The organism is Brucella sp. H1_1004, from assembly GCF_047308065.1.
GTDB lineage: Bacteria > Pseudomonadota > Alphaproteobacteria > Rhizobiales > Rhizobiaceae > Brucella > Brucella pseudogrignonensis_B.
The window spans coordinates 59,042-83,315 of the sequence record NZ_JAYKZA010000004.1 but is presented as its reverse complement, the minus strand read 5'-3'; the positions used below and the strand labels follow the sequence as shown (position 1 = coordinate 83,315).

Here is a 24,274-nt window from a genome sequence, read left to right as displayed (position 1 = left end):
GCTACTTTTTCATCATCGAAATTCTTGCATCGGCAGCCATCTCGAGCGCAGTGGTTATCTGGCAAACCTTAGATGAAAAGTTGATCTCATTGACCTCGAAATCTTTGTTTTAACGCGCATTCGACCCGAAAGCCGTTTCGGACTTTCTGGTGATCTTTTAGGGGAACGAACAATGACAGCCTATTCTATTGCACTGATCCCGGGTGACGGCATCGGCAAAAGTGTAACTAATGCAACGTGGCAGGTGCTACAACGTGCGGCGAGGCGTAATGGATTTGTATTGGAAGGTACCAGCTTTCCATGGTCTTGCGAATATTATCATGAGACCGGCGTCATGATGCCAGCAGATGGTATCGAGACTCTGCGTAAGTTCGATGCAATTTATCTTGGTGCCGTTGGCTGGCCTATGGAAGTGCCGGATTCTGTCTCGCTGCACGGTTTGTTGTTACCGATCCGAAAAGCCTTTGTGCAATATGCCAATATCCGCCCGCATCGCCTGTTGCCTGGTGTAACCGGGCCGCTCCGCTCTGAAGGCTTTGATATTCTTTGTATTCGCGAGAATACCGAGGGTGAGTATTCTGGTGCTGGTGGACGCGTCCATTCGGGTACGAAAGATGAAGTTGCAGTGGAAACTGCAATTTTCACCCGCACTGGCGTTGAGCGCATTATCCGCTTTGGTTTTGAGCAGGCGCGCGCGAGACGCAAGAAACTGGCTTCTGTGACAAAATCGAATGCTCAGAAATATTCCATGGTTTTCTGGGATGAAGTGACAAAGGATGTTGCCAAGGAATATCCCGATGTCGAGGTCTCATATTACCATATCGATGCTATGGCAGCACGTATGGTCATGGCGCCGGAAAGCCTTGACGTGATCGTGGCCTCAAATCTTTTTGGCGATATTCTGACTGATCTGGGTGCAGCCATTCAGGGCGGTCTTGGCTATGCAGCGTCTGCTAATATAAACCCTGATCGTTCAGCGCCTTCCATGTTTGAGCCGGTTCATGGCTCTGCGCCTGACATTGCGCATCTCGGTATTGCCAATCCAATTGCAGCGATCTGGTCTGGCGCGATGATGCTGGAGCATCTTGGCGAGCATCAGGCTGCAAAAGATGTGATAACGGCAATTGAAACGGCGACGGCTCAGGGTGTCGGAACTGTCGCTGGTAAAGACAAGACGGATGCGATCATGCAGGCCGTGCTCACAGCTCTGGCATAAAGAGGTAGTCATGCACATGTTGAACGATCAGGCGCTTTTTCGCCAACAAGGTCTTATTGGTGGCGTCTGGCAGGATGCAGCCTCTGGCGCGACGGTCGATGTTGCCAATCCTGCAAGCCTCAGCACCTTGGGCACAGTCCCGGACATGAGCGGCAAGGAAACCCGCGCGGCGATTGATGCTGCGACTGAAGCTTTCCAACTTTGGAAAAAGAAAACTCACGCCGAACGTGCAGCTCTGCTCGAACGCTGGTTTGCGCTGATGATCGAGCACGAGCAGGATCTCGCTCTTCTGCTGACACTGGAGCAGGGCAAGCCGCTTAACGAAGCACTCGGCGAAATTCGCTACGGCGCATCTTTCGTCAAATGGTTCGCCGAAGAAGCGCGCCGCATTGATGGTGGTAGCATTCCTTCACCAACGGCAGATCGACGTATTCTGGTGCTGAAAGAAGCGGTCGGCGTTTGCGCGATCATTACACCGTGGAATTTCCCCAATGCGATGATCACCCGTAAGGTTGCTCCGGCACTGGCTGCCGGTTGTACAGTTGTCATCAAGCCATCGGAGTTTACGCCGTTTTCGGCCCTTGCACTCGGCGTCTTGGCCGAAAGGGCAGGGATACCGGCTGGTGTTATTAATATCGTCACCGGCATGCCAACGCAAATTGGCAATGAACTGATGGCCAATGAAACCGTACGCAAAATTTCGTTCACAGGTTCCACGCGGGTTGGTTCGCTGCTGATGAAGGGCGCTGCCGATAGCATCAAGCGCCTGAGCCTCGAATTGGGCGGTAATGCGCCGTTTATCGTGTTTGACGATGCTGATCTCGATCAGGCGGTAGAAGGTGCTATTGCCTCCAAATTCCGCAATGGTGGCCAGACCTGCGTTTGTTCAAACCGTATTTTGGTGCAAGCAGGCATTTACGATGCTTTCGCAGTTAAGCTTTCGGCCCGCGTCGCAAAAATGAAAGTCGGTGTTGGCACAGAAGACGGCGTTGCGATTGGTCCAATGATCAATCATGCGGCGATTGAAAAGATTGAACGCCATGTGAGTGATGCTCTGGGTCGTGGGGCAAAAATTCTTGCACAGAGCGAAAGCATGCCGGAAGGTCGTCAATATGCACGCCCAATTGTGTTGGGTGATGCGACAACCGATATGTTGCTTGCTTCCGAAGAAACCTTTGGCCCTGTCGCGCCGCTATTCCGTTTTGAGACAGAAGAGGAAGCGATTGAGATTGCGAATGGAACCCCATTTGGTCTGGCGGCATATTTCTTTACCGAGAACCTCAAGCGGTCGTGGCGTGTGGCTGAAGCGCTGGAGTTCGGCATGGTTGGCTTGAACACAGGTGCGATCTCGACTGAAGTTGCACCGTTTGGGGGCGTCAAGCAGTCCGGGCTTGGCCGTGAAGGTTCAAAACTGGGTATTGATGAATATCTGGAAATTAAAACGCTGCATGTCGGTGGATTATGAGAAAGAAAAAGGGCGGTTAAACCGCCCTTTTTAATTACTGAAATTTATCGAGCATTTTATAATAAAAGCCCACCATCGGCAGAAACCAAGGCTTACCGGAATAGCCGGGAATAGTTGGCCATTCGAGACCAGAGATCGGATTGTGGTCGCCACGTCCAAGGATAGCATCAGCCAGATAAATGCCCATCTGCGTGGACATTTGTGCGCCATGACCGGAATAACCCATCGCATACCAGACACCGTCGGCAAAACCTGCACGCGGATAGCGGTCTTGAGTCATATCGACGAGTCCACCCCAGCAATAATCGATTTCGACATTGGCAAGATGCGGGAACATTTTAACGAGATTTGCACGTAAAATTGCACCGCTTTTGCCGTCGGAGCGCTGATCTGAGGTCGTTGAGAAGCGTGCACGGCCGCCGAAAATCATGCGATTGTCCGGTGAGAGGCGGAAGTAATTGCCGATATTCATCGACGTGACATAGGTGCGATTGCCGGGCATGGTGGCGGCGATTTGGCTTTCAGTCAGCGGTCGGGTAGCAATGATAAAACTGCCAACCGGAATGATACGCTTGCGGAAATAAGAGAAGTTGTCGGTCGTGTAAGCGCCGGTTGCCAAGATAACATTGTCGGCAGTCACGGTGCCGCGAGAGGTAACAATCTGGTGCTGGCTGCCGAGCTTCTTGCGCTGCTGAACAGTTGTGTTTTCAAAAATGAAAGCACCGTGACGTGCCGCTGCCGCAGCCAAACCGGTCACATAGCGCCCCATATGCATCATAGCGCTTTTCTTTGAAAGCATGGCGCCATGAAAATCATTGGACCCGACTTCGCCTGAGAGTTGATCAGCGCGTAGCAACGCTGTGTCAGGATCGACCTCCGCATGGATGGCTTCAAAATTCCGCGCAAGACCGTCAAAATGTGCAGGCTTTGAAGCAAGCTTCAATTTGCCAGCGCGGCGGAACGAGCAATCGATATTTTCTTCGGCAACGATGCGTTCGATTGTATCGACGGAATCGTCAAAAGCCTTATAGAGAGCCTTGGCGCGTTCCGCGCCAAGGTGCTGTTTTGCTGCAATAAAGCTGTGCGCGAGGCCATTGTTGAGATGCCCGCCATTGCGCCCTGAAGCACCGCACCCGACAAGTCCTGTTTCAAACACTGCGACGCGATTACCTGCTTTGGCAAGATGCAATGCAGCCGAAAGGCCTGTGAAGCCACCACCGATAATGGCAACATCATAATGCCCTTCCGGCGAGTTCTTTTCGCCAGCAGTGAAAGGCGGTGTGGTATCGTGCCAGTAGGGTTTAAATTGCATCTTGCTAAGCCTTATTTACAGTCCAACGACACCGGCCAGACCGGAAATATCCTTGATTTCGGTATAGCCGTAATAAGGATTTGCAGGCTCGTGACCGCGATTGACCCAGACCTTGTTCTTGATACCAAGATCATGGGCCGACATCAGGTCATAGCGGAACGATGAAGAGACATGCAGAATGTCTTCCGGATTGGCGTTGAGCTGGTCGAGCATGTATTCAAATGCCTTGAAGCGCGGCTTGTATGCCTGTGCCTGCTGCGCTGTGTAAACGGCATGAAATGGCGCGCCGAGCTTCTCGACATTGTGATGAATCTGCTCGTTCATGGCATTTGAAAGAATGACGAGCGGGATTTCCTTTGCAACCTTGGAAAGACCGGCTGGCACATCTGCATGAGGGCCCCAGGTTGGAACGCGTTCATAGACGGTTCGTGCATCTTCTGCCTTGAAGGTTACATTGTTCTTCTTGCAGGTGCGTTCAATCGCGTTGTGAACGACTTCATTATATGGCTTCCAGTCGCCGAGGATTTCATCAAGGCGATAAGCAGCAAAATTCTTGATGAATTGCTGCATCTGATCTTCATTGAGTTGTTCGCCGTAAAGATCGCGCGCGGCTTCCGCCATCTGAAAATTGGTCAGTGTGCCGTAACAATCGAAGGTAATGTATTTTGGTCTGAACTGGGCCATGATTTGATCCTTCCAAGGCGTGCAGGCACTGCTGTGCCGTTGTCATACATCATAATGAGCCGCAAATAGACTAATCACTGCATTCCTATCCGTGCGAAGCAGATTGTTTCGTATCTCAGTAGAGCTTTGGCAGAGAGTTTCGTGGAGCGTGCTGATTGACCGGCGAAGCCACCCCGATTTTTCCAGAAGCGGCGCATTGGACAGTGTGTCGCGGCATAAGATGCGGCGAGGGCATATAAGGACAGTGGAAACGCATCGCATTTGGGTGCTGGTCGGGATGAACTGCTGTGTGCGACATTCTAATTTGAAGGCAAGAAGAACTTTGCCGGAAATAAAACTATGACCGCATCGCAGATCACTCTTGAAGCAATGACACCGGACCATATCGATGGCGCCGTTGTTTTGTCGAAGCAGGCCGGATGGCCGCATCGTCGTGACGACTGGGCATTCGTACTGGCTCAGAGCAATGGTATTGTTGCTCTGGAAGATGGGCGCGTCGTCGGAACGGCTATGACGACGCCGCTGGACGATGAAGTTGCGACAATTAACATGGTTATTGTCGATGAAGCGATGCGCGGGCGCGGGCTTGGTCGTAAGCTGATGCAGGCGGCGCTCGACGCCACCAGTGGACGTACCTGCAAGCTTGTTGCAACACAGGATGGTTTGCCGCTTTATGAAAAGCTCGGCTTCGTGGTGAACGGTGAAATCATTCAGCATCAGGGTTTGACTGTAGAAGTTGATGCGCCAGACGGTGTTGTTTGGGCAAGTGCTGACGAGTTTCCACTTTTTGTCTCTATGGATCATATTGCGACCGGGCATCATCGCTCAGCACTGATGCAGCTTCTGAATACCTGCGCGAAGTTTGTGGTTATCCGCAAAGCTGATCAGGTTGAAGCATTCGCAGCAATTCGTGAATTTGGCCGCGGTCAGGTGATCGGGCCGGTTGTGGCGAAGAATGCTGACGATGCACGCGCGCTGATCGATTTTCTGCTTGCGCAGAATGCTGGCAAGTTTGTCCGCATCGATACCAATATCTCAACAAATCTGGGCGGATGGCTGACCGAACGCGGTCTCGTCAATGTTGGAGGCGGGATTACGATGTGTCGAGCCGCGCGACCGCTCGAAGACCATCACGATACTGAATACCGAACATATGCGCTTGTAAGTCAGGCTTTAGGTTGATTTGGAGAATATTATGCTGAGCAATTCGCTGATCGAACTGGATCGCGCACATCTGGTGCATCCGGTCTCATCATTCCGCAGCCACGAAGCTGCAGGTGTCCGTGTGCTCAAGTCGGGCAAAGGTGCAACTGTGACCGATGCATCCGGCCATACACTGCTTGACGGCTTTGCCGGTCTTTGGTGCGTGAATGTTGGCTATGGTCAGAACAGCATTGTTGAAGCGGCAACAAAGCAGTTGCAGGAGCTTCCCTATGCAACCGGCTATTTCGGTCTTGGTTCAGAGCCTGCCATTCGTCTGGCTGCCGAACTTGCTGACCGTGCCCCCGGTGATCTCAATCACGTCTATTTCACGCTTGGCGGTTCGGATGCGATCGATAGCACGATCCGCTTCATTCGCTATTATTATCATGCAAAGGGAACACCGCAGAAAGACCAGTTTATCTCGGTCGAATATGGCTATCATGGCTCTTCGACCGCTGGTTCCGGTCTGACTGCACTTCCAGCATTTCATGCGGGCTTTGGTGTGCCATATGACTGGCAGCATAAAATTCCATCGCATTACGCTTATCGCAATCCAGTCGGCACTGATCCGCAGGCAATCATCGATGCATCCGTTGCAGAGCTTCGCGCCAAGATCGAAGAACTAGGCGCAGAACGCGTTGCAGCATTTTATGTTGAACCCATTCAGGGTTCGGGCGGTGTGCTCGTGCCGCCAACCGGCTGGCTCAAGGCGATGCATGCGCTTTGTAAGGAATATGATGTTCTGTTCATCGCAGATGAAGTGATCACTGGCTTTGGGCGCACAGGTCCGCTCTTTGCCTGTTCAGAAGATGATGTTGTGCCAGACTTTATCACGACTGCCAAAGGCCTGACATCGGGTTATGTGCCGATGGGCGCTGTGTTCATGTCTGAGCATGTTTACAACACCATCGCAGATGGTGCAGGCAAGGCCGCAGTCGGACACGGCTATACCTATTCTGCGCATCCGGTCAGTGCGGCAGTGGGCCTGGAATGCTTGCGTCTTTATGAAGGTGGACTGCTAGAAAATGGCCGTAAGGCTGGTCAGCGCCTGATGTCCGGGCTGCAATCGCTTGCTGATCACCCTCTGGTTGGCGATGTGCGAGGGCGCGGTATGCTGGCGGCAATCGAGCTTGTGACGGACAAGGAAAACAAGACGCCGCTTCCGGCTGCTGCTGATCCGGCACGCCGCATTTTCGACCGAGCCTGGGATAATGGTCTCGTTATCCGAGCCTTTGCGAATGGTGTTCTCGGTTATGCGCCGCCGCTTTGCTGCACTGACGACGATGTTGACGCCATCATTGAGCGCACGCGCATCACGCTTGATCAGACTTTGGCTGATGAAGATGTGCGTTCGGCGATGGAGGGATAAATCTGACGGGCAGCAGCTCAGTTGCGGGCAGGAATTTCGTTAATTTATGAGATTCGCAATTTTATGCTGCTGCTCTTCACCAATTCAGCGCAATTGATGCGCATCTTCATAACACACTAACAAAGCTGGAATAGTTGAAGACGAAGGGTAATCTGCTGGATTGAATTTAGGTGCTTGAATTATGCGTATAGGCGCAGAGCACCTCCTAACTCAACAAGCTGTTTCGCTCGCACATTAGTTCAGCGTTGTTGCGACTGAATTTCTGAACTTGGTGTAACCGGTGGGCATAAATCGGTGCACCCCATGCAACCGTCAATAAAGGGGAACTGCCATGAGCGAGAAGATAACGAATTGGACTGCTTCTGATGACCGGATGATTGAAAATGCAATTCGTCGCGGGGCAACCCGGCGCGAATTGTTGCAGATGATGCTTATGGGTGGTGTAGCAGTTGCAGCCGGGTCGACAATCATTGGTCGCGCTGCATCCGCGCATGCAGCGACCCCAATCAAGGGCGGATTCATTAAGGTTGCTGGTTACAGTGCATCGACTGCCGATACGCTTGATCCGGCCAAGGCCTCAAACGCAACCGATTACGTGCGCTGCTGTTCATTCTATAATCGTCTGACCTTCCTTGACGGTCACGGTGAGACACAGATGGAATTGGCTGAAAGCATTGAAAGTGCGGATGCGAAGGTCTGGACCGTCAAATTGCGCAAGGGTGTGACCTTCCATGACGGTAAGTCGCTGACGGCGGATGACGTTGTGTTCTCGATTAATCGTCACCTTGACCCAGCCGTTGGCTCGAAGGTCAATGCGCTCGCGAAGCAGATTACTGGCGTGACGAAAATTGACGACACAACGGCAGAAATTACGTTGGAAAGCCCTAATGCGGACTTGCCCACCATTCTGGCCATGCATCATTTTATGATCGTTGCCGATGGAACGACAGATTTTTCTAAAGGCAATGGCACAGGCCCATTCGTTTGCAAGGAATTCCAACCAGGCGTTCGTTCTATGGCCGCACGAAACGAGAATTACTGGAGAAGCAACGGGCCACATCTCGATTCGTTTGAGTATTTTGCGATTTCAGACGAAAGCGCTCGTACGAATGCTTTGCTTTCCGGCGATATCCATGCGGCAGCAAACCTAAATCCACGCTCGATTCGCATGCTTGAAAACAATCCAGCTGCAAAGCTTTTCACATCGCAGCTCGGAACCTACACCAACCTGAATGTTCGCCTTGATTTAAATCCGGGTGACAAGGCAGGCGTTGCTGAGGCATTGAAGTATCTCACCAACCGTGAAGTCATCCAGAAGTCTGTGCTGCGTGGACTGGCGGAGATTGCGAATGACCATCCGATTCCGAGCACTAGCAAATATTACCATGCTGAACTCAAGCAAAGAGAGTTCGATCCTGAACGCGCAAAATCGCTGCTAGATAAAGCTGGCATGCTTGGTCAGGAAATCCGCATCACTGCGTCGGAAGTCGCATCGTCATCGCTCGATTATGCAATGGTTCTCCAGCAAGCCGCCTCGACTATCGGTCAAAAGATTACTGTTGATCGTATGCCGTCCGATGGCTACTGGTCCAACCACTGGCTGAAAGATCCAGTTCATTACGGCAACATCAATGCTCGTCCGACACCGGATATCCTGTTTTCGTTGCTCTACAAGTCCGATGCTCCGTGGAACGAAAGTCGCTACAAGTCAGATAAATTTGATTCACTGTTGCTAGAGGCCCGTGGATCACTTGATGAAGCTAAGCGCAAAGAAATTTATGGGGAAATGCAGGCCATGGTTTCCAACGAGGCGGGAACGGTTATTCCGGTTTTCATGTCCAATGTTGATGCGATTTCACCGAAGCTCAATGGCTTTGAGCCAAATCCGCTGGGTGGATTGATGGGATTTGCTTTTGCCGAGTATGTCTGGCTGGAGGCCTGACCTTTCGTCGGGAAACTTCGCTTTTCGGGTTCGGGCGAAAAATTGTTTTGCCCGAACGGATCGTTCCCCCAAATATTGGGTTGCGCATGACCATGAAGTCGCCTCTGCTGAATCTCATCGCCAAACGCCTTGTTGTTGCTTTTGTTACGCTTCTGATTGTTGCGTTCACGATTTTCTTCGCGACAGCGATGCTTCCTGGTGATGTGGCTGAAATTCTTCTGGGACAGGCGGCGACACCGGAGGCGGTTGCCGGTCTTCGTCATGCGATGAATCTCGACCAGCCAGCATTTATGCGCTTTATATACTGGTTGGGAAATCTCTTGCGCGGCGATCCCGGCGTATCCTATGTTAACAGTGTGCCTATCGCAGAGCTGATAGGTGGCAGGCTTGTTAACTCGCTTAAACTTGCGGGTGTTACCGCGGCGATATCGGTGCCGATTGCCTTGTTTCTCGGGATTACCGCCGCAATTATGCGCGGAACGCTATATGATCGCATTGTATCTATCATTACGATTTCGGTAATTTCTGTGCCCGAATTCATGGTCGCAACCATCGCCGTGATCGTATTTGCGGTCTATCTCGGCTGGTTGCCGGCGCTTTCGATGTCGAGTGAGGTGACATCGTTCTGGGGCCTTCTTAAGGCGTTTGCCATGCCGGTTATCACGCTGAGCTTTGTGATCTCGGCACAGATGATCCGCATGACGCGTGCAGCTGTACTCGAGACACTCAACACGCCCTATGTCGAAATGGCTCTACTCAAAGGCGCATCGCGCAGGCGCATGGTGGTGGTTCATGCACTTCCCAATGCGCTTGGGCCCATCGTCAATGCGGTTGCTTTATCGCTGTCTTATCTTCTGGGTGGCGTGATTATTGTCGAAACGATCTTCAATTATCCGGGCATCGCCAAATTGATGCTTGATGCAGTTGCTACGCGCGATCTACCCCTTATCCAGACCTGTGCGATGATCTTCTGTTTTGGCTATCTTCTGCTTATCACGATAGCCGATCTGATTGCTATCGTTTCTAACCCGAGGTTGCGATAATCATGACTGCTTCCGTTTCAAATCAGCGAAAAGCAAAATCTCCGCGCTTCGGTTATCGGATTAATTTGGTCGGTACGGTTTCCTTTCTGATCATCTGTGGCTGGGCGTTTGTTGCGGTATTCGCACCATGGATTGCACCCCATCCGATTGGCGAGATTGTTGACTTTGATTTCTTTGGCCCGATGAGTGCCCAGTTTCCACTGGGGACAGACTATCTGGGCCGCGATATGCTTTCGCGCATTATTTTTGGTGCGCGCTTTACCGTCGGTATCGCGCTTGCAGCCGTTTTCCTTGCCTGCTTTTTGGGGGTGACGCTTGGAATGACGGCGGCTGTGATCGGTGGCTGGTTTGACTCTGCACTCAGCCGCTTTCTGGACGCCTTAACATCCATTCCGAGCAAGATTCTCGCCTTGGTCATCGTCGCCGGGGTTGGCTCATCGATCCCGGTTTTAATCATTACGCTTGCAGTGATCTATACGCCCGGAAGCTATCGCTTCGCGCGTGCACTGGCGATTAATATCAACACAATGGATTATGTAACAGTTGCGCGTGCGCGTGGCGAAAAGATCGGTTATCTCATCCGTTCAGAAGTTCTGCCGGGAATTATCGGTCCTGTACTGGCTGATTTTGGTCTGCGTTTTGTGTTTATCGTGTTGTTGTTATCGAGCATGTCGTTTCTTGGTCTCGGCGTTCAGCCGCCCTATGCTGATTGGGGCGCACTAGTTAAAGAAAATATTGGTGGGCTGTCATTTGCCGCACCTGCGGTTGTGTTTCCATCGATTGCCATTGCCAGCCTCACCATCAGCGTCAATCTGCTGATCGACAATCTCCCGCAGAAGATCCGCGACAGGAGTGAATGAATGAGTAATCTTGTTGAGATCAAAAATCTGCTTGTCGATGCCAAAACCGATTCAGGCCGCAAAGTTGAGATCATTCGTGATGTCAGTTTTGAAATTGCTGAGGGTGAAATCGTAGCGCTCATTGGCGAAAGCGGCTCCGGCAAGACGACAATCGCATTGACGCTTATGGGCTACACGCGTCCGGGTTGCCGGATCGTGGGTGGCAGCATTGCTGTTGGTGGCCAGGATATTGTCACGCTTTCTGAGCGTAAACGCTCAAAGAAGCGCGGCACTGAAGTATCTTATGTTCCGCAAAGTGCAGCAGCATCCTTTAATCCAGCGCATCGCATTATGGATCAGGTTATTGAAGTAACCAAGATCCATAAGCTGATGTCGAAAGACGACGCCCGCAAGAAGGCGGTTGAGCTGTTCAAAGCACTGGCTTTGCCAAACGCTGAAACAATCGGTGATCGGTATCCGCATCAGGTGTCTGGGGGGCAGTTGCAACGTCTGTCGGCGGCGATGGCTCTTATTGGTGATCCAAAGCTTGTCATCTTTGATGAGCCGACAACTGCGCTTGATGTAACGACCCAGATTGAAGTGCTTCGCGCTTTCAAATCGGTGATGAAAAAGAAGCATATCGCTGGTGTTTATGTTTCGCATGATCTGGCTGTCGTTGCCCAGATTGCGGATCGGATTGTCGTTCTCAAGGGCGGCGAAGTTCAGGAAGTCGGTTTTACGGAAGAGATACTGCATAAACCACAGCATCCCTACACCAAAGAACTTTTAGCGGCCTTCGAGCCTGTGCTTCATGCAAGACCTGAAACCGCATTGGCAGAAAAGCCTACCCCCTTGCTAGTCGTGGATGAGGTTATGGCTGGGTATGGTATGGTCGGTAAATCCGGCGTGCCGACTATGATCGCGGTCGATCATGTTAGCCTCGAACTCGCGCGCGGGCAGAATCTCGGGATCATCGGAGAGTCTGGCTGTGGCAAGTCCACGCTTGCGCGTGTCATTGCCGGGATTCTACCTGCTGCAAGTGGTAAGATCGTGTTTGAAGGCAAGGAGATGCCAAGCGATTTGCGTCGTCGCAGTCGTGATCAATTGCGTGAATTGCAAATTGTATTCCAATTCGCCGATACGGCTCTCAATCCAACCAAATCAATTGCCGAAATTCTGGCACGTCCGCTTTCATTCTATCATGGCATGGACAAAAAGAGCCGCGAAACGAGAGTCGATCAACTGCTCGATATGGTGCGGATACCGCGCAACATGCGCTACCGCAGACCGGGCGAGCTTTCCGGCGGGCAGAAACAGCGCATCAATTTAGCGCGGGCTTTGGCTGCTGACCCTAAGATGATTATCTGTGATGAGATTACATCGGCACTGGATACAGTTGTCGCAGCGGCTATTATCGACCTGTTGAAAGAACTGCAACGCGAGTTATCGCTATCGTATCTCTTCATCAGTCACGATCTCTCTACGGTTCGCGCGATCTGTGATGAAGTTGTTGTTATGTATGCGGGGAAGAAGGTTGAGCAGCTCAGTCCTGATATGATGGGCGCCGCCGCTAGCCACCCTTACTCGCGACTTTTGTTCTCTTCCGTGCCAAAGCTCGATACCGGCTGGCTTGATGGTCTGAAACAGGACCCTAAACTGGTTCGCGAGTTCACCAGAAGCTGAGTTTCTATAATGCAGCCCGAAAAGTGGGAGTTGCCTCCCACTTTTCCGCTATCTGCTCTAGCTCTGTTGTTCCGTGAACATCACGTCGAGTGGCAGATGTGCTTTTACAATCGGTGATTTGAGCACAACAAAGCTGAAATATTTATCAATGCCTACATCCATATCAATCAGACGTTCCATGATCGTTTGATACTCGACGATTCCAGCGGTAACGAATTTCATCAAATAATCGTAACCGCCTGATACGAGGTGGCATTCAATAACGGAATCAATCTTTTCAACAGTGGCGAGAAAACGCGCAAAGTCGATCTGTCTATGGTTTTTTAGTGTAACTTCCGTAAATACGGTCAGCGTCTGCCCCAATTTAGAAACATTGATCTGCGCCGAATATCCAGTGATATAACCTTCCGACTGCAGTTTTTTAACCCGCATCAGGCAGGGGCTGGGGGAGAGATTCACGAGTTCAGCAAGTTCGACATTGGTTATCCGCCCGTTCTTCTGCATTTCGGATAAAATTCTGATGTCAATTTTGTCGAGCTTCATAGGTAAAACCATTCATTCGGTATTCTGAATTCGGATTATTATCCTTTTCGCTTCTTGTCGCAATCGTTCGGCCTGCCGTTTTCCATATTCAGTTATCGTGCGAAGCAGACTTCGTTTACACGAAATAATCACCTGCCGATGCTGGGGCAAACCATACGAAATTCTGTGTAAATGCAAACTCCGACGCACGCCTTGGCGGTGACAGGATTAGGATATACGAAACACTGGAGTCTTGCATATGTCTGCACCGCTATTGCACATCGAAACCAGCCCGACTTTGCCGAAAGAGGCTGACGTCGTTGTTATTGGCGGCGGCGTAGTCGGTGTATTTACCGCCTATTATTTGGCGCGCAGTGGTGCGAAAGTTGCGCTCGTTGAAAAAGGTCGTATTGCTGCCGAACAATCAAGCCGCAACTGGGGCTGGTGCCGCCAGCAGAACCGCGATGCGCGCGAACTTCCTATGGCAACCAAAAGCCTCGATCTCTGGGATAAGATCGCAGAACAGACCGGAGAAGATCCGGGTTTCAGGCGCTGCGGTTTGCTTTATCTGTCACAAGACGAGGCAGAGATAGCGGGCTGGACGCGCTGGCGTGATTTTGCAAAATCTGTTGGTGTCACCACACACATGCTCAGCGCCTCAGAAGCTGCCGAGCGCGGCAAAGCCACTGGCCGGACATGGGAAGGCGGCGTTTTCTCGCCGACCGACGGTATCGCTGATCCATCTCGAGCCGTTCCTGTTGTGGCGCGTGGCATTATGGCCGCTGGCGGGACTGTGCATCAGAATTGTGCTGCACGCGGCATTGAACTCAGCGGCGGACGTGTCAGCGGCGTTGTGACTGAAGCAGGTACTATTCAGGCAAAAACAGTCGTGATGGCGGGCGGTGCCTGGGCATCGTCCTTCTGTAATCAGCTGGGCATTCGTTTTCCGCAGGCTGCGGTCCGGGCATCAATCTTATCCGTCGCGCCGGGTGCTGTTGGGTTGCCAGATGCATTGCATACCTCGCAGGTATCGCTGACGCGACGCCATGATGGCGGTTATACGCTTGCGATCAGCGGTAAGGCGCGTGTGGATGTGACACCGCAGCAATTGCGTTTCAGCCGCGAATTCATCCCAATGTTCACGCGTCGCTGGAGAAGCCTTGCACCGGGTGGTATTCAGGGTTGGTGTTCTGGCCACGAAACGCTGAGCAAATGGTCGCTCGATAAGATCACGCCGATGGAACGAAATCGCATCCTCAATCCGAAACCGGATGAGGGGCAGATCAGCCTTACATATAAAAGAGCGCGCGATCTGCTGCCAGAGCTTACCGGAATACCGATTGCCAATCGCTGGGCCGGTTATATTGACAGCACGCCGGACGGTGTACCTGCTATTGGTGAGATTGAAACAGTTCCGGGGTTCATTCTGGCCGCAGGCTTCAGCGGGCATGGTTTTGGGATTGGTCCGGGCGCAGGACACATGATTGCCGACGTTATTCTGGGCCGCGAGCCAATTGTAGATCCGAAACCTTATAATCCAGACCGGCTTAACCGAAGCGTATGGGGCAAAGTCGCCGAATTCTAGGGCCTGAATCATAACGAACATAACCATATCCGTAATTGCTACACGTCGGATAAGTTCGTGTATGTTTGAGATATGTATGTGCAGCTATCGGCAGCATTTGAATATAGTTACAAGAAAACGCCCGCGAGAAAACTCATCAAATCATAAGTACTTGAGATTGCTCGTGCCTTTTTGGAACAGGCTCTAAAGTCTGTTCCTTGTTTGCTTGAAAGTTTCAGCATCAATATATGAAGTGATTAACCGCCACGAGTGAAGTAAGTTTTTCAGAAGTCAGAAACTTTACCCCATACGCTGCGCTGAAGTCGGGCTAATCTATATTGCTTGTACTCGAGACTCGGTTCATCGCCGCCGACGATCTCGGCAATGAGATGTCCTGCTCCTGGTCCGATACCAAAGCCGTGACCTGAGAAACCGGCAGCGAGCACAAAGCCCTCGGGGCCGACTGTTGAATCGATAACCGGAATGCCGTCTGGTGTGCTGTCGATAAATCCTGCCCATGCCGTTTGCACGGGTACAGTTGTTAGTGCGGGGAACAATCGACGTGCACGCATCAGTGTTTCTTCGATACTCGCAGCGGATGGTTTGGGATCCAGAACGCGGGTGTGTTCCATCGGTGTAGGCTTATCAAGCGCCCATTTTCTGCGATACTCGTGACCGAGTCTCCATGCGCTGAGATTGCCCGGAGATAAGACATGCCAGCGTTTTGTAAACATCGGTACGAAGTTAATCGCATAGCGGAGCATTGCCATGGTGGGATCAACATTGCCTGATCCTGAGATAGCCAGTGTTCTGCCGCCGTCACCTCTCAGAGTAATCGATATTTCCGAGGTATGAATAGCATCCGGCATGTCCTGCTGAGATGGCATCAGTGATAATACTGAAGATCTGACAGCAACCTGTGGAAAATTGATGCCAATCTGCTTGCAGAAAACTGAAGCCCAGGCGCCCGCTGCCAGAACAACTCGTTTGGTTTTGATGGTGCCCAGCTCGGTTACAACACCAGTGACGCGATTGCTCTCTATTTCGAGCCCTCTTGCAGCACAGAATTGATGGATCGTGCCGCCATATTTTCTTATGCCGCTGGCGATAAGCGGTGCGGCGCGGGCAGGGTCAGCAATCCCATCAGACTGAGAGAACACCCCACCTTTCCAGCGCCTGCCCGTCTTTATACCGTGCTGCGTCGCTTCTCGGCTACTTAAAACCTGAGTGGTAACACCCTGCTCTTTCGCAAGGTCGCGCCAGCGAGCCCAGCCTGCGATTTCTTCTTCGTTATTGGAGAGATACAGGAGACCGCTTCGCTTGAAGCCCAGATCGATGTTGAGATCCTGAGAGATTGCCTCCCATAATTCAAGGCTTTTTGTTGATAAGGGGAGTTCTCTCATGTCGCGATTTTGTTGACGGCACCAGCCCCAGTTGCGACTGGACTGTTCTGAACCGACACGGCCTTTTTCGACAAGAGCCACCTTCAAACCGCGCTTGGCGAGAAAGTAAGCAGCAGAAGTGCCAACAATGCCAGCGCCAATCACGACGACATCAGCTTCTTCAGGGAGTGTTTCGCAGGAGTTAATAGTCCAAAGTGGAGCTGGCATAAAATTTTCTTTCTGGGGAGAGCTGTGATCGCTCACCTAAAACTGCCAACCCAGAGGAAACCAATTCACCCGGGTCGTATCGGCAATTCATTTTACTGCGACGTAGATCTTACGGACAGTTTCGATCGTGTTCCATACGCCCGTGAAGCCCGGCTTCATTACGAAAGAGTCGCCGGCCTTAAAGCGCACAGGTTGGCCACCATCGGGGGTGAGTTCAATTTTTCCCGAAATGATATGGCAGAATTCGAACGCTTCACCTTTGATGGAGTGGGTAACGCCGGGCGTTGCCTCAAATACCCCCGTACTGATGTCTTCACGGGATATGTCCTGTTCCCATGATTTGAGCTTTGGCGACCCCGAAATCAGACGCTCGGGCAGGGGATCTCTGAGGACCGGTTCGGTTTTCGGATCCGGGTCAATCCTAATTAACAGTGACATTCAAAGCCTCTTTTACCGAATTTTCTCAATAAAGCCGCAACGGCTTTATCAATCAGGTTCAGGATCCACTCATTCGATGGATTCCCGGCCTAAGGCAATTGCGCGTTCTGCTGGTTTTCTGGAATAACCGCGCATCCCTCAACTTCCACCTTGAAGCCATAGTGCAGTTCAGGCACCGGTACAATTGCTCTCGCCGGACATGCGCTTCCCATAAGCCCCGCGTAAACGCGATTGAAAACAGGCCAGTTCTCCACTCCGGTGATATAAGCAGTGACTTTCACGAGATGAGATGGCGATCCGCCAGCAGCTTCCAGAATGGCGAGAAGATTGGACACGGCCTGATGTGCCTGCACTTCGAAGTCCGCACTTTCGCAATGCGATCCATCGGGACGAATTGGCAATTGCCCGGAGATCCAGACTGTTCCGTTATTGCTGATTGCCTGCGCGTAATGACCGGCAGGAGCAGGCGCATTCTTGGTTTCAATAATAACTGACATGTCTATCACCAGCCTGAGAAGCGAGGAATAATGGCAGTGACCTCCTCGCTGCGACCTTCAACGACGTAATACTTGTCGTGCTGAGCTCCCGTGGCACAGGCATGATTTGGCAGAATACGAAGCCGGTCCCCTAGTTTCAGGTCAGGGAGTTTTGCATCGCTTCCCGGTCGTATGGAAATAATTCCGTGTTCCTGATTGGCATCGATCAGAACAAGGTCAGGGATGAGATTTCCTTCAAGGTCGCATACAAGGCCATAGCCACAATCTACAGGTTGTTTTGCGGTGCCACGATCCCGTGACATTGCCATCCATCCCGCATCAACCAGCAACCAGTTCTTTTCTTTCTGGTGGCCAATTACGGTGGTCAAAACAGACAAGGCAATGTCATCCGTCTCGCAAACGCCGATACCGCGCATGACGAGATCAAAGAACATATAGACGCCAGCGCGTAGTTCAGTGACGCCGGTAAGGTCTTTTGCAAAATGAGCTGTTGGCGTGGAACCGACACTGACAATCGGGCACGGCAGACCTTCCGAGCGAAGGATAGCGGCCGCGTTAACAACAGCCCGCCGTTCTACTTCAGCAGCTTGTTCAAGTGCCTCGGCGCTGCGGGCGCTGTAGCTCTCTCCGGCATGGGTAATAACGCCGCGCAACGCCGCGCCGCCGTCCACGAGAGCCCGACCAATGGCAATCAGAGTGTCCGAATCTTCGGGCAAAACGCCGCTTCTGTGGCCGTCGCAGTCAACCTCAATCAGTGCCGGAATAGGAAATCCAGCTTTCCGCGATGCTTCAGCCACGGCGCGGGCCTGATCCATATTGTCAAGGATGACAGTGATGACTGTGTTATCACGTGACAGTGCAACGACTTCTTCAAGTTTCGCTGGGGTGATCCCAACTGCGTAAACAATATCTTTGACGCCACCCTCTGCAAAAAGGCGCGCTTCTTTCAGTGTTGATACGGTGGCGGGGCCGCTCGGGGCCGGCATCGCTTTACGCGCAATTTCGATGCTTTTGGCTGTCTTGAGATGCGGACGCAACGTAACGCCGAGCTGCTCTGCCCGATCTTTCAGGCGCTTCAAATTGCGGTCCACCTTCAGAGCATCCAGAACGAGGCTGGGCGTCGGCAATTGGTTAAGGGTTGTTGTCGCTGGCGCGTCAGAGACCTTTGCGTCGGTGTTCAGAGTAAGCATGCTAAAATCCTGATAATGAGTTGTATCATCATCATCAGAGATAGATCGCAGTACAATTAATGAATGTTACAGCGTTAATTAACTTGAACCTTAATATCTCATGTTCAGACAGGATCTTTCAGGTTACAGAACATGGCAGGCGGCATGAACTGCCCCTTTTGAATCCGATTACAGATCGGAAATGTTGTTTTTTTCGATAAGTTGAAACTTAATTCGACGTGTAGTCAGCTTTAATTGCGATCATGGCTGTGCACCAGCATACTGGTGTTTCCCGAGCGGCAATTAACATTTAGGCAGTAGGCAATAGCAATGACCGACCTTAACCTGACGAGCTTTTATATCAACGGCAAATGGTGTGATGCGACATCGCGGGAAAAGGTTTCGGTCATAAACCCGGCAAATGAACAAGCGATCGGGTCGATCCCGTTGGGGAATACAACGGATGTCGATCAGGCCGTTTCCGCAGCGCGAGGCGCCTTTGCATCATTTTCACAGACCAGCGTTGAATACCGTGCTGAGCTCCTGACCCGAATAGGTGACCTTATCGAGGAAAGATCTGGTGAGCTTGCAGATGCGATTACACGAGAAATGGGTTGTGCTCGGACCTTCGCACATCAGCGTCAGCTCCCCGCAGGTCTGGCACATATTCGTTGTGCGGCTGAAGCTTTGAAAGCTTACGTCTTTTTGAGCAGCAAAGATTCCACTGCAATTCAGCGCGAAGCTATCGGTGTCTGTGCTCTGATTACGCCCTGGAACTGGCCTCTCTATCAAATTACCGCAAAGGTTGGGCCGGCGCTGGCCGCAGGCTGCACGATGATCCTCAAGCCCAGCGAGTTTTCGCCGTATAGTGCCAAACTCTTTGCCGATATTCTGCATGACGCAGGTGTTCCGGCTGGCGTGTTCAATATGATATTTGGCAAAGGTGAGATCGTCGGCGAAGCTCTTTCCTCACACCCTGATATTGATCTGATCTCGATTACAGGGTCCACCAGAGCCGGTGCGGCTGTGGCGAGGGCGGCTGCTACAACTGTCAAGCGTGTGACACAGGAACTGGGCGGGAAATCCCCTAATGTGCTGCTGGAAGACGCCGATTTTGAAAAAGCCGTACCAGCAGGATTGCTGGCAGGCTTCCGCAATGTCGGACAGTCATGCAGCGCACCTACCCGCATGCTCGTACCCCGCAACCGCTTAAAGGAAGTCGAGCAACTTGCTCTGCAAACAGTGGAAAAGCTCAAGGTTGGCGATCCCTCAAACCCACAGACAGATCTTGGACCTGTTGCCAACAAGAACCAGTTTGAAAATGTACAGCGCTATATCGAGATTGGCATTAGCGAAGGTGCCGAATTATTGACGGGTGGGCCGGGACGGCCGGATAACGTCGGTAAGGGATTTTATATCCGTCCGACTGTTTTCTCGAATGTCCGTAACACTATGACCATTGCTCAGGAGGAAATTTTTGGGCCGGTCTTATGTATAATTCCATATGATACTGAAGAAGAAGCCGTAGAGATTGCGAATGATACGATCTATGGTCTCGGTGCTCAGGTCCAGTCATCGTCGCTTGAGCGGGCACGCTCCGTCGCGAGAAGGATCCGGGCAGGGCAGGTACATATCAATTATCCACAGTGGGATGGTATGGCTCCGTTTGGTGGCTACAAGCAATCCGGAAACGGTCGCGAATACGGTATTTTTGGCCTGGAAGAATATCTTGAGACGAAGGCTATCCTTGGCTACGGATCTTCTGACGAGGCGAAGACCCATCAGCCTGATGGAAATAGTATCTGAAATGAGCCGCTGATCTGCTGCGTCACGCTGCTCATCATTATGCGACATGGCGGTAAACGCACCGTCTTAAGGCACTGAGGATTCCCGGCTGCTCCACGGCGTTGGCTTGAGGCCCCTGCGAAGCATTTTAAGCATCTCGTCAACCCTACGCGAGCGGTATTGACGAGAGTTGAGGAACGCAACAATATCTGTGTTGGGCAGCTCCCATTCTGGGAGTACATGCACCAACGTTCCATCAGCCAGATGCGGCGCGACATCCCACTCTGAACGAACCGCAATTCCCTGTCCGTATAAGGCCCAATCACGCAGTACTTCGCCATCATTTGTACACATAGACGGGTCTATGCGGATCGTTAAATAATCATTCGATGCGTTTGAGAACCGCCACAAAGTTACGTCTTCGTCATTCTCACGCAACGCCAAACATCGATGAGCTGACAATTCACGCGGAGAGGTCAACGCAGGTGCCGTTGCGAGATACTGAGGAGAGGCGACCAGCAGCCGTTTATTCGGTGCCAGTGTTGTCATTAACCGTCCCTGTGCGCCCAATTCTCCAATGTGGATGATAATGTCCCAATTATCATCAAGCATTCTCGCTGGCTTTTCTGAGAGATGCAGTGTGACAGGCACCGATGGAAATGCCCGTGAAAACTGATCAACGATCGGTGCTATATAGCGCCTACCAAAACCATAGGACGCTGCTACCTGAAGGTGACCAGAGACTGTTTTAATTCGATCAGACAGTTGTTCAGACAATGCTTCCACTGAGCTGAGAATTTTTGGCCCCTCATCAAGGATCAGCCTCCCTTCATCCGTGAGATTGATGCCGCTCGATGATCTTTCCAGCAACCTGACGCCAAGTCTGGTTTCCAGCGCCCGCAATCGCTGTGTGACCGCCGGTGCTGTCACGTTCATGTTTCTGGCGGCCTCCGCAAGAGAGTTCGCGCGCGCAATGTTACAGAAAAAGATCAGGTCATCTGATGTGAGCATTAAGGTCGGCCTTACGCTAAGTGTTGCGAATGTTTAGCACGCCGGGCGGTTAAGGCAACAATCGGGAAGAACGCGTGTCCAAAGGATTGTGCTCAAAACCAAGGGTCTATAAGGCGCAACTTAACTCTGCATGTAAATTTCATTAATTGCGTTCGCCTTCCTGTTCGCAGAATCTGTCTGAAAGATTAAAAAGGAGCACAATCAGCCCCGAAGCTAAGCTTCGGAACTCGTATCTTAGCGATCTGCCATCACACGACATGACGCAACAAGATGTTGTACGTAGTTTGGCGTGAACAGATTTACAGTTTGCATGATAGTGACAATGTTGCATATCGAGCCATCAATCATTACCGGCGGATTGTTCGCCTCCATAGGTGCATTGTATGAAACAGTGATTTCAATTTTCATCGCGGGAAGAGAGAACCACGAAATTCCAATTCGGATGTTCATGAGCCTCAACGATGAAATTGATCCCCGCCACAAGAGCGTGAAATCAGTCATTCGATTATTTGAGAACAAATCTGCTTGATAAGCAGATTTGTTCTTTTGCATACACAACAGCATGTTTCAAATTTTCATGCATTTAGCACCAAACGGAAATCGGATTGAAATGGACGGTCAGCAACAAAAATCTGCATTTGAAAGTGCTGTCCCTCTAAGGCGCGATCAACCGTTGATCGCAATCGCTTTTAAGATTTTTTCTGTGATGTCGCTTGTCATCATGTCCAGCTTTATCAAGCTGGCAGGTACGGTAGCGCTGGGACAAGTGGTGTTCTTCCGCTCATTCTTCGCTTTCGTGCTAATCGTATGCTATCTCGCGTGGCGAGGACAGGTTACGGGAAGCCTTTATACCAGACGCCCGATGGGACATCTCATCAGGGGCATTGTCGGTGTTCTGGCAACATTCACCGCATTTTATGCTCTTATGGCTTTGCCATTGCCAGAAGCGGTTACACTTGGATATGCGCAACCACTTTTGATCGTCATCTTCTCAACGCTTTTTCTTCATCAGATCGTTGAGCGCTATCGATGGATAACTATTATCGTGGGATTTCTGGGAATTGTCATTATTTCCTGGCCAAAACTAACGATGTTGAGCAATGGTCAAGCTTTGGAAATGAAGCAAGCGCTGGGTGTTGCTGCTGCACTGGCAAGTGCGGCTCTCACAGCGGTCGCACTTCTGCTGGTCCGTGATCTTGTTCGGACAGAAAAAAGCTCATCGATCATCATATGGTTTTCTTTGATGATGACCGGGCTTTCGATGGCAACCATTCCTTTTGGGTGGACAGCTCTGACCACGCAACAGTTCTTACTTTTAATCGGCTGCGGGCTATGCGGTGGTATCGCGCAACTTTGCATGACTGAATCTTACCGTTATGCGGAGGCAGCAACCGTCGCGCCGTTTGAGTACACGTCCATGGTTTTCGCGATTTTCTTTGGATATGTTCTTCTCAGTGAAGTCCCCACGTTCCATATGATAGTTGGTGGCTTGATAATTGTTTCCGCGGGCCTTTACTCTGCACTAATGGACATTAAAAAGCTGCGAAAATAAATACGTAGTTCACCTATGGTTATCTTGAATGTTCTAACGCATGTCTACAGTGGGGGTGCGGATAAAAAGTTGGACTGGTTTTACGTCACAATGCCAAGACTGTTTCGATATTCGATTGGGCTTCGTGCGCAAAGTGATATCTTGATCCGCTTTTCGTTGTACCACCGAATGTAGTCATCGGCTTCTTTGATAAACTGCTCGAGTGTAGTTGTGAGGTCATGCTGAAGCGCGACTTTTCGGTTTGAGTTTACGCAAAACGATGTCTGTTTGCAAAGAGTTTCTGCCGAAAGACTTCTGCAGGCGTTTTGTATCCTAAACATTTGCGCGGCGTATTGTTGAGGCGATGACAGATGAATGCGAGGTCTTGATCATTGAGGGTGAGCGGATCAAGGTCTCGGGGAAGCCAGCGTCTTGTGTGTCTGTTGGTGTTCTCAACAGTGCCTTTCTGCTAGGGAGGCTGGGGGTCTCAGAACCAGGTTTGCGACCCTATCCCATTCTGCAGATAGGACCATTGTGTAAACTGAATGCCACGATCAAACGTAATCGATCTGCGGGCCAATTGGGGCAGGGGTTGGAGTACCCTAATCACCCCATCCATCACCGGCCGAGACTGACGATCATTGTTGCGCAACAAAACCGTAAAGCGGCTCACCCGCTCAACCAGAGACGTCACATTGGCCTTACCGAACTTCTTACGAAACTGAATAAGATCGCATTCCCAATGGCCAAACTGCTTACGTCGGGCAATCACGTCCGGGCGATGTAAGATGCTCAGTTCTAGCGGAAATCGACGCCCGTGCCGGCGTCGGGCATGACGTGGGCGTCGTTTGGCATGACGTTCCGGCAGATATTTCCAAAGCTCTTCTTTTCGACCGTCGGTGGAATACACAAACTGATAGATTGTTTCATGACTGACAGAGATGGGATGCCGCTCCAGCCGCATTCTCCCGGCAATCTGTTGCGGTGACCATCCATCGCTGATGTGCTGGATGACGGACTGCCGTAGCTCATCATACCGGATGAGCTTGCGTTGCTTCGAGCGACGCTCGCGGCATTTCTGGTCAGCAATCGTACAGTAATAGCCGTCTAAATCCTTGATCTCATCATCGGTAAACTGATTGCGTTGGAGTTCACGAAAAATGGTCGAGCGGTGCCTTCCAAGCTTCTCAGCAATAACGTTGACGGAAAGCTTTGCAGTGCGCCAGCGCGCTATTCTGCGGCGTTCATCCAAATCAGTATGCGAATAGGTGCGGTCCATGACAGGTTCCTTGCATTGGATAACTCATTGTTATCATTTGCAAGTCGCACTTCAAACTAGAACCCACCCCGGCTACAAGTTAAAATCAGATAATTTAAATTATGGAACTTTG

General features: G+C 51.3%; 20 protein-coding genes and 2 pseudogenes. 12 read left to right on the top strand and 10 right to left on the bottom strand.

Translation table 11 applies throughout. The features are described from left to right. Positions 1-172: 172 nt before the first annotated feature. Together U2P60_RS19250 and U2P60_RS19245 are read left to right on the top strand one after the other, a co-directional pair. Positions 173-1,216: a tartrate dehydrogenase gene (locus U2P60_RS19250; RefSeq protein WP_413573955.1), complete on the top strand. Its 1,044-nt coding sequence runs from the start codon at positions 173-175 to the stop codon at positions 1,214-1,216. 10 nt (positions 1,217-1,226) lie between these two features. Beyond that, positions 1,227-2,681 (top strand): NAD-dependent succinate-semialdehyde dehydrogenase, encoded by a 1,455-nt coding sequence (locus U2P60_RS19245; protein ID WP_413573953.1) that lies wholly within the window; start codon positions 1,227-1,229, stop codon positions 2,679-2,681. Between the two features lie 34 nt (positions 2,682-2,715). Here the strand turns inward: U2P60_RS19245 and U2P60_RS19240 are convergent, their stop codons facing one another. Together U2P60_RS19240 and U2P60_RS19235 are read right to left on the bottom strand one after the other, a co-directional pair. Next, on the bottom strand, positions 2,716-3,993 hold the full coding sequence (locus U2P60_RS19240) for an NAD(P)/FAD-dependent oxidoreductase (RefSeq protein WP_413573951.1): 1,278 nt from the start codon (positions 3,991-3,993) through the stop codon (positions 2,716-2,718). Positions 3,994-4,008: 15 nt separating this feature from the next. Continuing rightward, positions 4,009-4,677 carry a haloacid dehalogenase type II gene (locus U2P60_RS19235; protein ID WP_413573950.1) on the bottom strand — a complete coding sequence of 223 codons (669 nt, stop codon included), beginning with the start codon at positions 4,675-4,677 and terminating at the stop codon, positions 4,009-4,011. A 339-nt stretch (positions 4,678-5,016) separates the two neighbouring features. On the opposite strand from U2P60_RS19235, the gene U2P60_RS19230 reads away from it, so the two are divergent. The 6 genes from U2P60_RS19230 (at position 5,017) to U2P60_RS19205 (ending at position 12,756) form a co-directional block, all read left to right on the top strand. Then, positions 5,017-5,859, top strand: a complete 843-nt coding sequence (locus U2P60_RS19230) for a GNAT family N-acetyltransferase (RefSeq protein WP_413573948.1) — start codon at positions 5,017-5,019, stop codon at positions 5,857-5,859. Between the two features lie 13 nt (positions 5,860-5,872). Then, on the top strand, positions 5,873-7,249 hold the full coding sequence (locus tag U2P60_RS19225; RefSeq protein ID WP_413573947.1) for an aspartate aminotransferase family protein: 1,377 nt from the start codon (positions 5,873-5,875) through the stop codon (positions 7,247-7,249). A gap of 331 nt (positions 7,250-7,580) precedes the next feature. Next, positions 7,581-9,191: an ABC transporter substrate-binding protein gene (locus U2P60_RS19220; protein WP_413573946.1), complete on the top strand. Its 1,611-nt coding sequence runs from the start codon at positions 7,581-7,583 to the stop codon at positions 9,189-9,191. A gap of 92 nt (positions 9,192-9,283) precedes the next feature. Beyond that, positions 9,284-10,234: an ABC transporter permease gene (locus U2P60_RS19215; RefSeq protein ID WP_413574344.1), complete on the top strand. Its 951-nt coding sequence runs from the start codon at positions 9,284-9,286 to the stop codon at positions 10,232-10,234. Between the two features lie 2 nt (positions 10,235-10,236). Further along, a complete protein-coding gene (locus tag U2P60_RS19210) occupies positions 10,237-11,094 on the top strand; it encodes an ABC transporter permease (RefSeq protein ID WP_413573944.1) in 858 nt (285 codons plus the stop codon). Next, a complete protein-coding gene (locus tag U2P60_RS19205; protein ID WP_413573943.1) occupies positions 11,095-12,756 on the top strand; it encodes an ABC transporter ATP-binding protein in 1,662 nt (553 codons plus the stop codon). It begins immediately after the preceding gene. A gap of 57 nt (positions 12,757-12,813) precedes the next feature. Here U2P60_RS19205 and U2P60_RS19200 read toward each other — a convergent pair whose 3' ends face one another. Further along, on the bottom strand, positions 12,814-13,299 hold the full coding sequence (locus U2P60_RS19200; RefSeq protein WP_413573942.1) for an Lrp/AsnC family transcriptional regulator: 486 nt from the start codon (positions 13,297-13,299) through the stop codon (positions 12,814-12,816). A gap of 238 nt (positions 13,300-13,537) precedes the next feature. Between U2P60_RS19200 and U2P60_RS19195 the strand changes: the two genes are divergently transcribed. Then, positions 13,538-14,863, top strand: coding sequence for an NAD(P)/FAD-dependent oxidoreductase (locus U2P60_RS19195; RefSeq protein ID WP_413573941.1), 1,326 nt, complete (start codon positions 13,538-13,540; stop codon positions 14,861-14,863). Between the two features lie 263 nt (positions 14,864-15,126). Here U2P60_RS19195 and U2P60_RS19190 read toward each other — a convergent pair whose 3' ends face one another. The 4 genes from U2P60_RS19190 to U2P60_RS19175 all read right to left on the bottom strand — a co-directional run bounded on the left by U2P60_RS19190 (position 15,127) and on the right by U2P60_RS19175 (position 18,577). Then, on the bottom strand, positions 15,127-16,452 hold the full coding sequence (locus U2P60_RS19190; protein WP_413573939.1) for an NAD(P)/FAD-dependent oxidoreductase: 1,326 nt from the start codon (positions 16,450-16,452) through the stop codon (positions 15,127-15,129). An 87-nt stretch (positions 16,453-16,539) separates the two neighbouring features. Beyond that, complete coding sequence (locus tag U2P60_RS19185; protein ID WP_413573938.1) at positions 16,540-16,890, bottom strand: cupin domain-containing protein; 351 nt, start codon at positions 16,888-16,890, stop codon at positions 16,540-16,542. A gap of 89 nt (positions 16,891-16,979) precedes the next feature. After that, the gene (locus U2P60_RS19180; RefSeq protein ID WP_313830283.1) at positions 16,980-17,387 is read right to left on the bottom strand and encodes a RidA family protein; all 408 of its coding nucleotides are present in this window, start codon (positions 17,385-17,387) and stop codon (positions 16,980-16,982) included. Positions 17,388-17,392: 5 nt separating this feature from the next. After that, positions 17,393-18,577: a DSD1 family PLP-dependent enzyme gene (locus U2P60_RS19175; protein WP_413573936.1), complete on the bottom strand. Its 1,185-nt coding sequence runs from the start codon at positions 18,575-18,577 to the stop codon at positions 17,393-17,395. Positions 18,578-18,886: 309 nt separating this feature from the next. On the opposite strand from U2P60_RS19175, the gene U2P60_RS19170 reads away from it, so the two are divergent. After that, positions 18,887-20,362 (top strand): aldehyde dehydrogenase family protein, encoded by a 1,476-nt coding sequence (locus tag U2P60_RS19170; protein ID WP_413573934.1) that lies wholly within the window; start codon positions 18,887-18,889, stop codon positions 20,360-20,362. 66 nt (positions 20,363-20,428) lie between these two features. Here the strand turns inward: U2P60_RS19170 and U2P60_RS19165 are convergent, their stop codons facing one another. Next, complete coding sequence (locus tag U2P60_RS19165) at positions 20,429-21,352, bottom strand: LysR family transcriptional regulator (RefSeq protein ID WP_413573933.1); 924 nt, start codon at positions 21,350-21,352, stop codon at positions 20,429-20,431. Between the two features lie 322 nt (positions 21,353-21,674). Between U2P60_RS19165 and U2P60_RS19160 the strand changes: the two genes are divergently transcribed. Both U2P60_RS19160 and U2P60_RS19155 read left to right on the top strand, forming a co-directional pair. Next, a complete protein-coding gene (locus U2P60_RS19160; RefSeq protein WP_413573931.1) occupies positions 21,675-21,881 on the top strand; it encodes a hypothetical protein in 207 nt (68 codons plus the stop codon). Positions 21,882-21,962: 81 nt separating this feature from the next. Continuing rightward, positions 21,963-22,904 carry a DMT family transporter gene (locus U2P60_RS19155; protein ID WP_413573930.1) on the top strand — a complete coding sequence of 314 codons (942 nt, stop codon included), beginning with the start codon at positions 21,963-21,965 and terminating at the stop codon, positions 22,902-22,904. Positions 22,905-22,984: 80 nt separating this feature from the next. On the opposite strand, the pseudogene U2P60_RS19150 reads toward U2P60_RS19155, so the two are convergent. After that, positions 22,985-23,110, bottom strand: a pseudogene (locus U2P60_RS19150) (IS3 family transposase); the annotation flags it as partial. Between the two features lie 41 nt (positions 23,111-23,151). After that, positions 23,152-24,162, bottom strand: a pseudogene (locus U2P60_RS19145) (IS30 family transposase). Between the last annotated feature and the right edge of the window lie 112 nt (positions 24,163-24,274).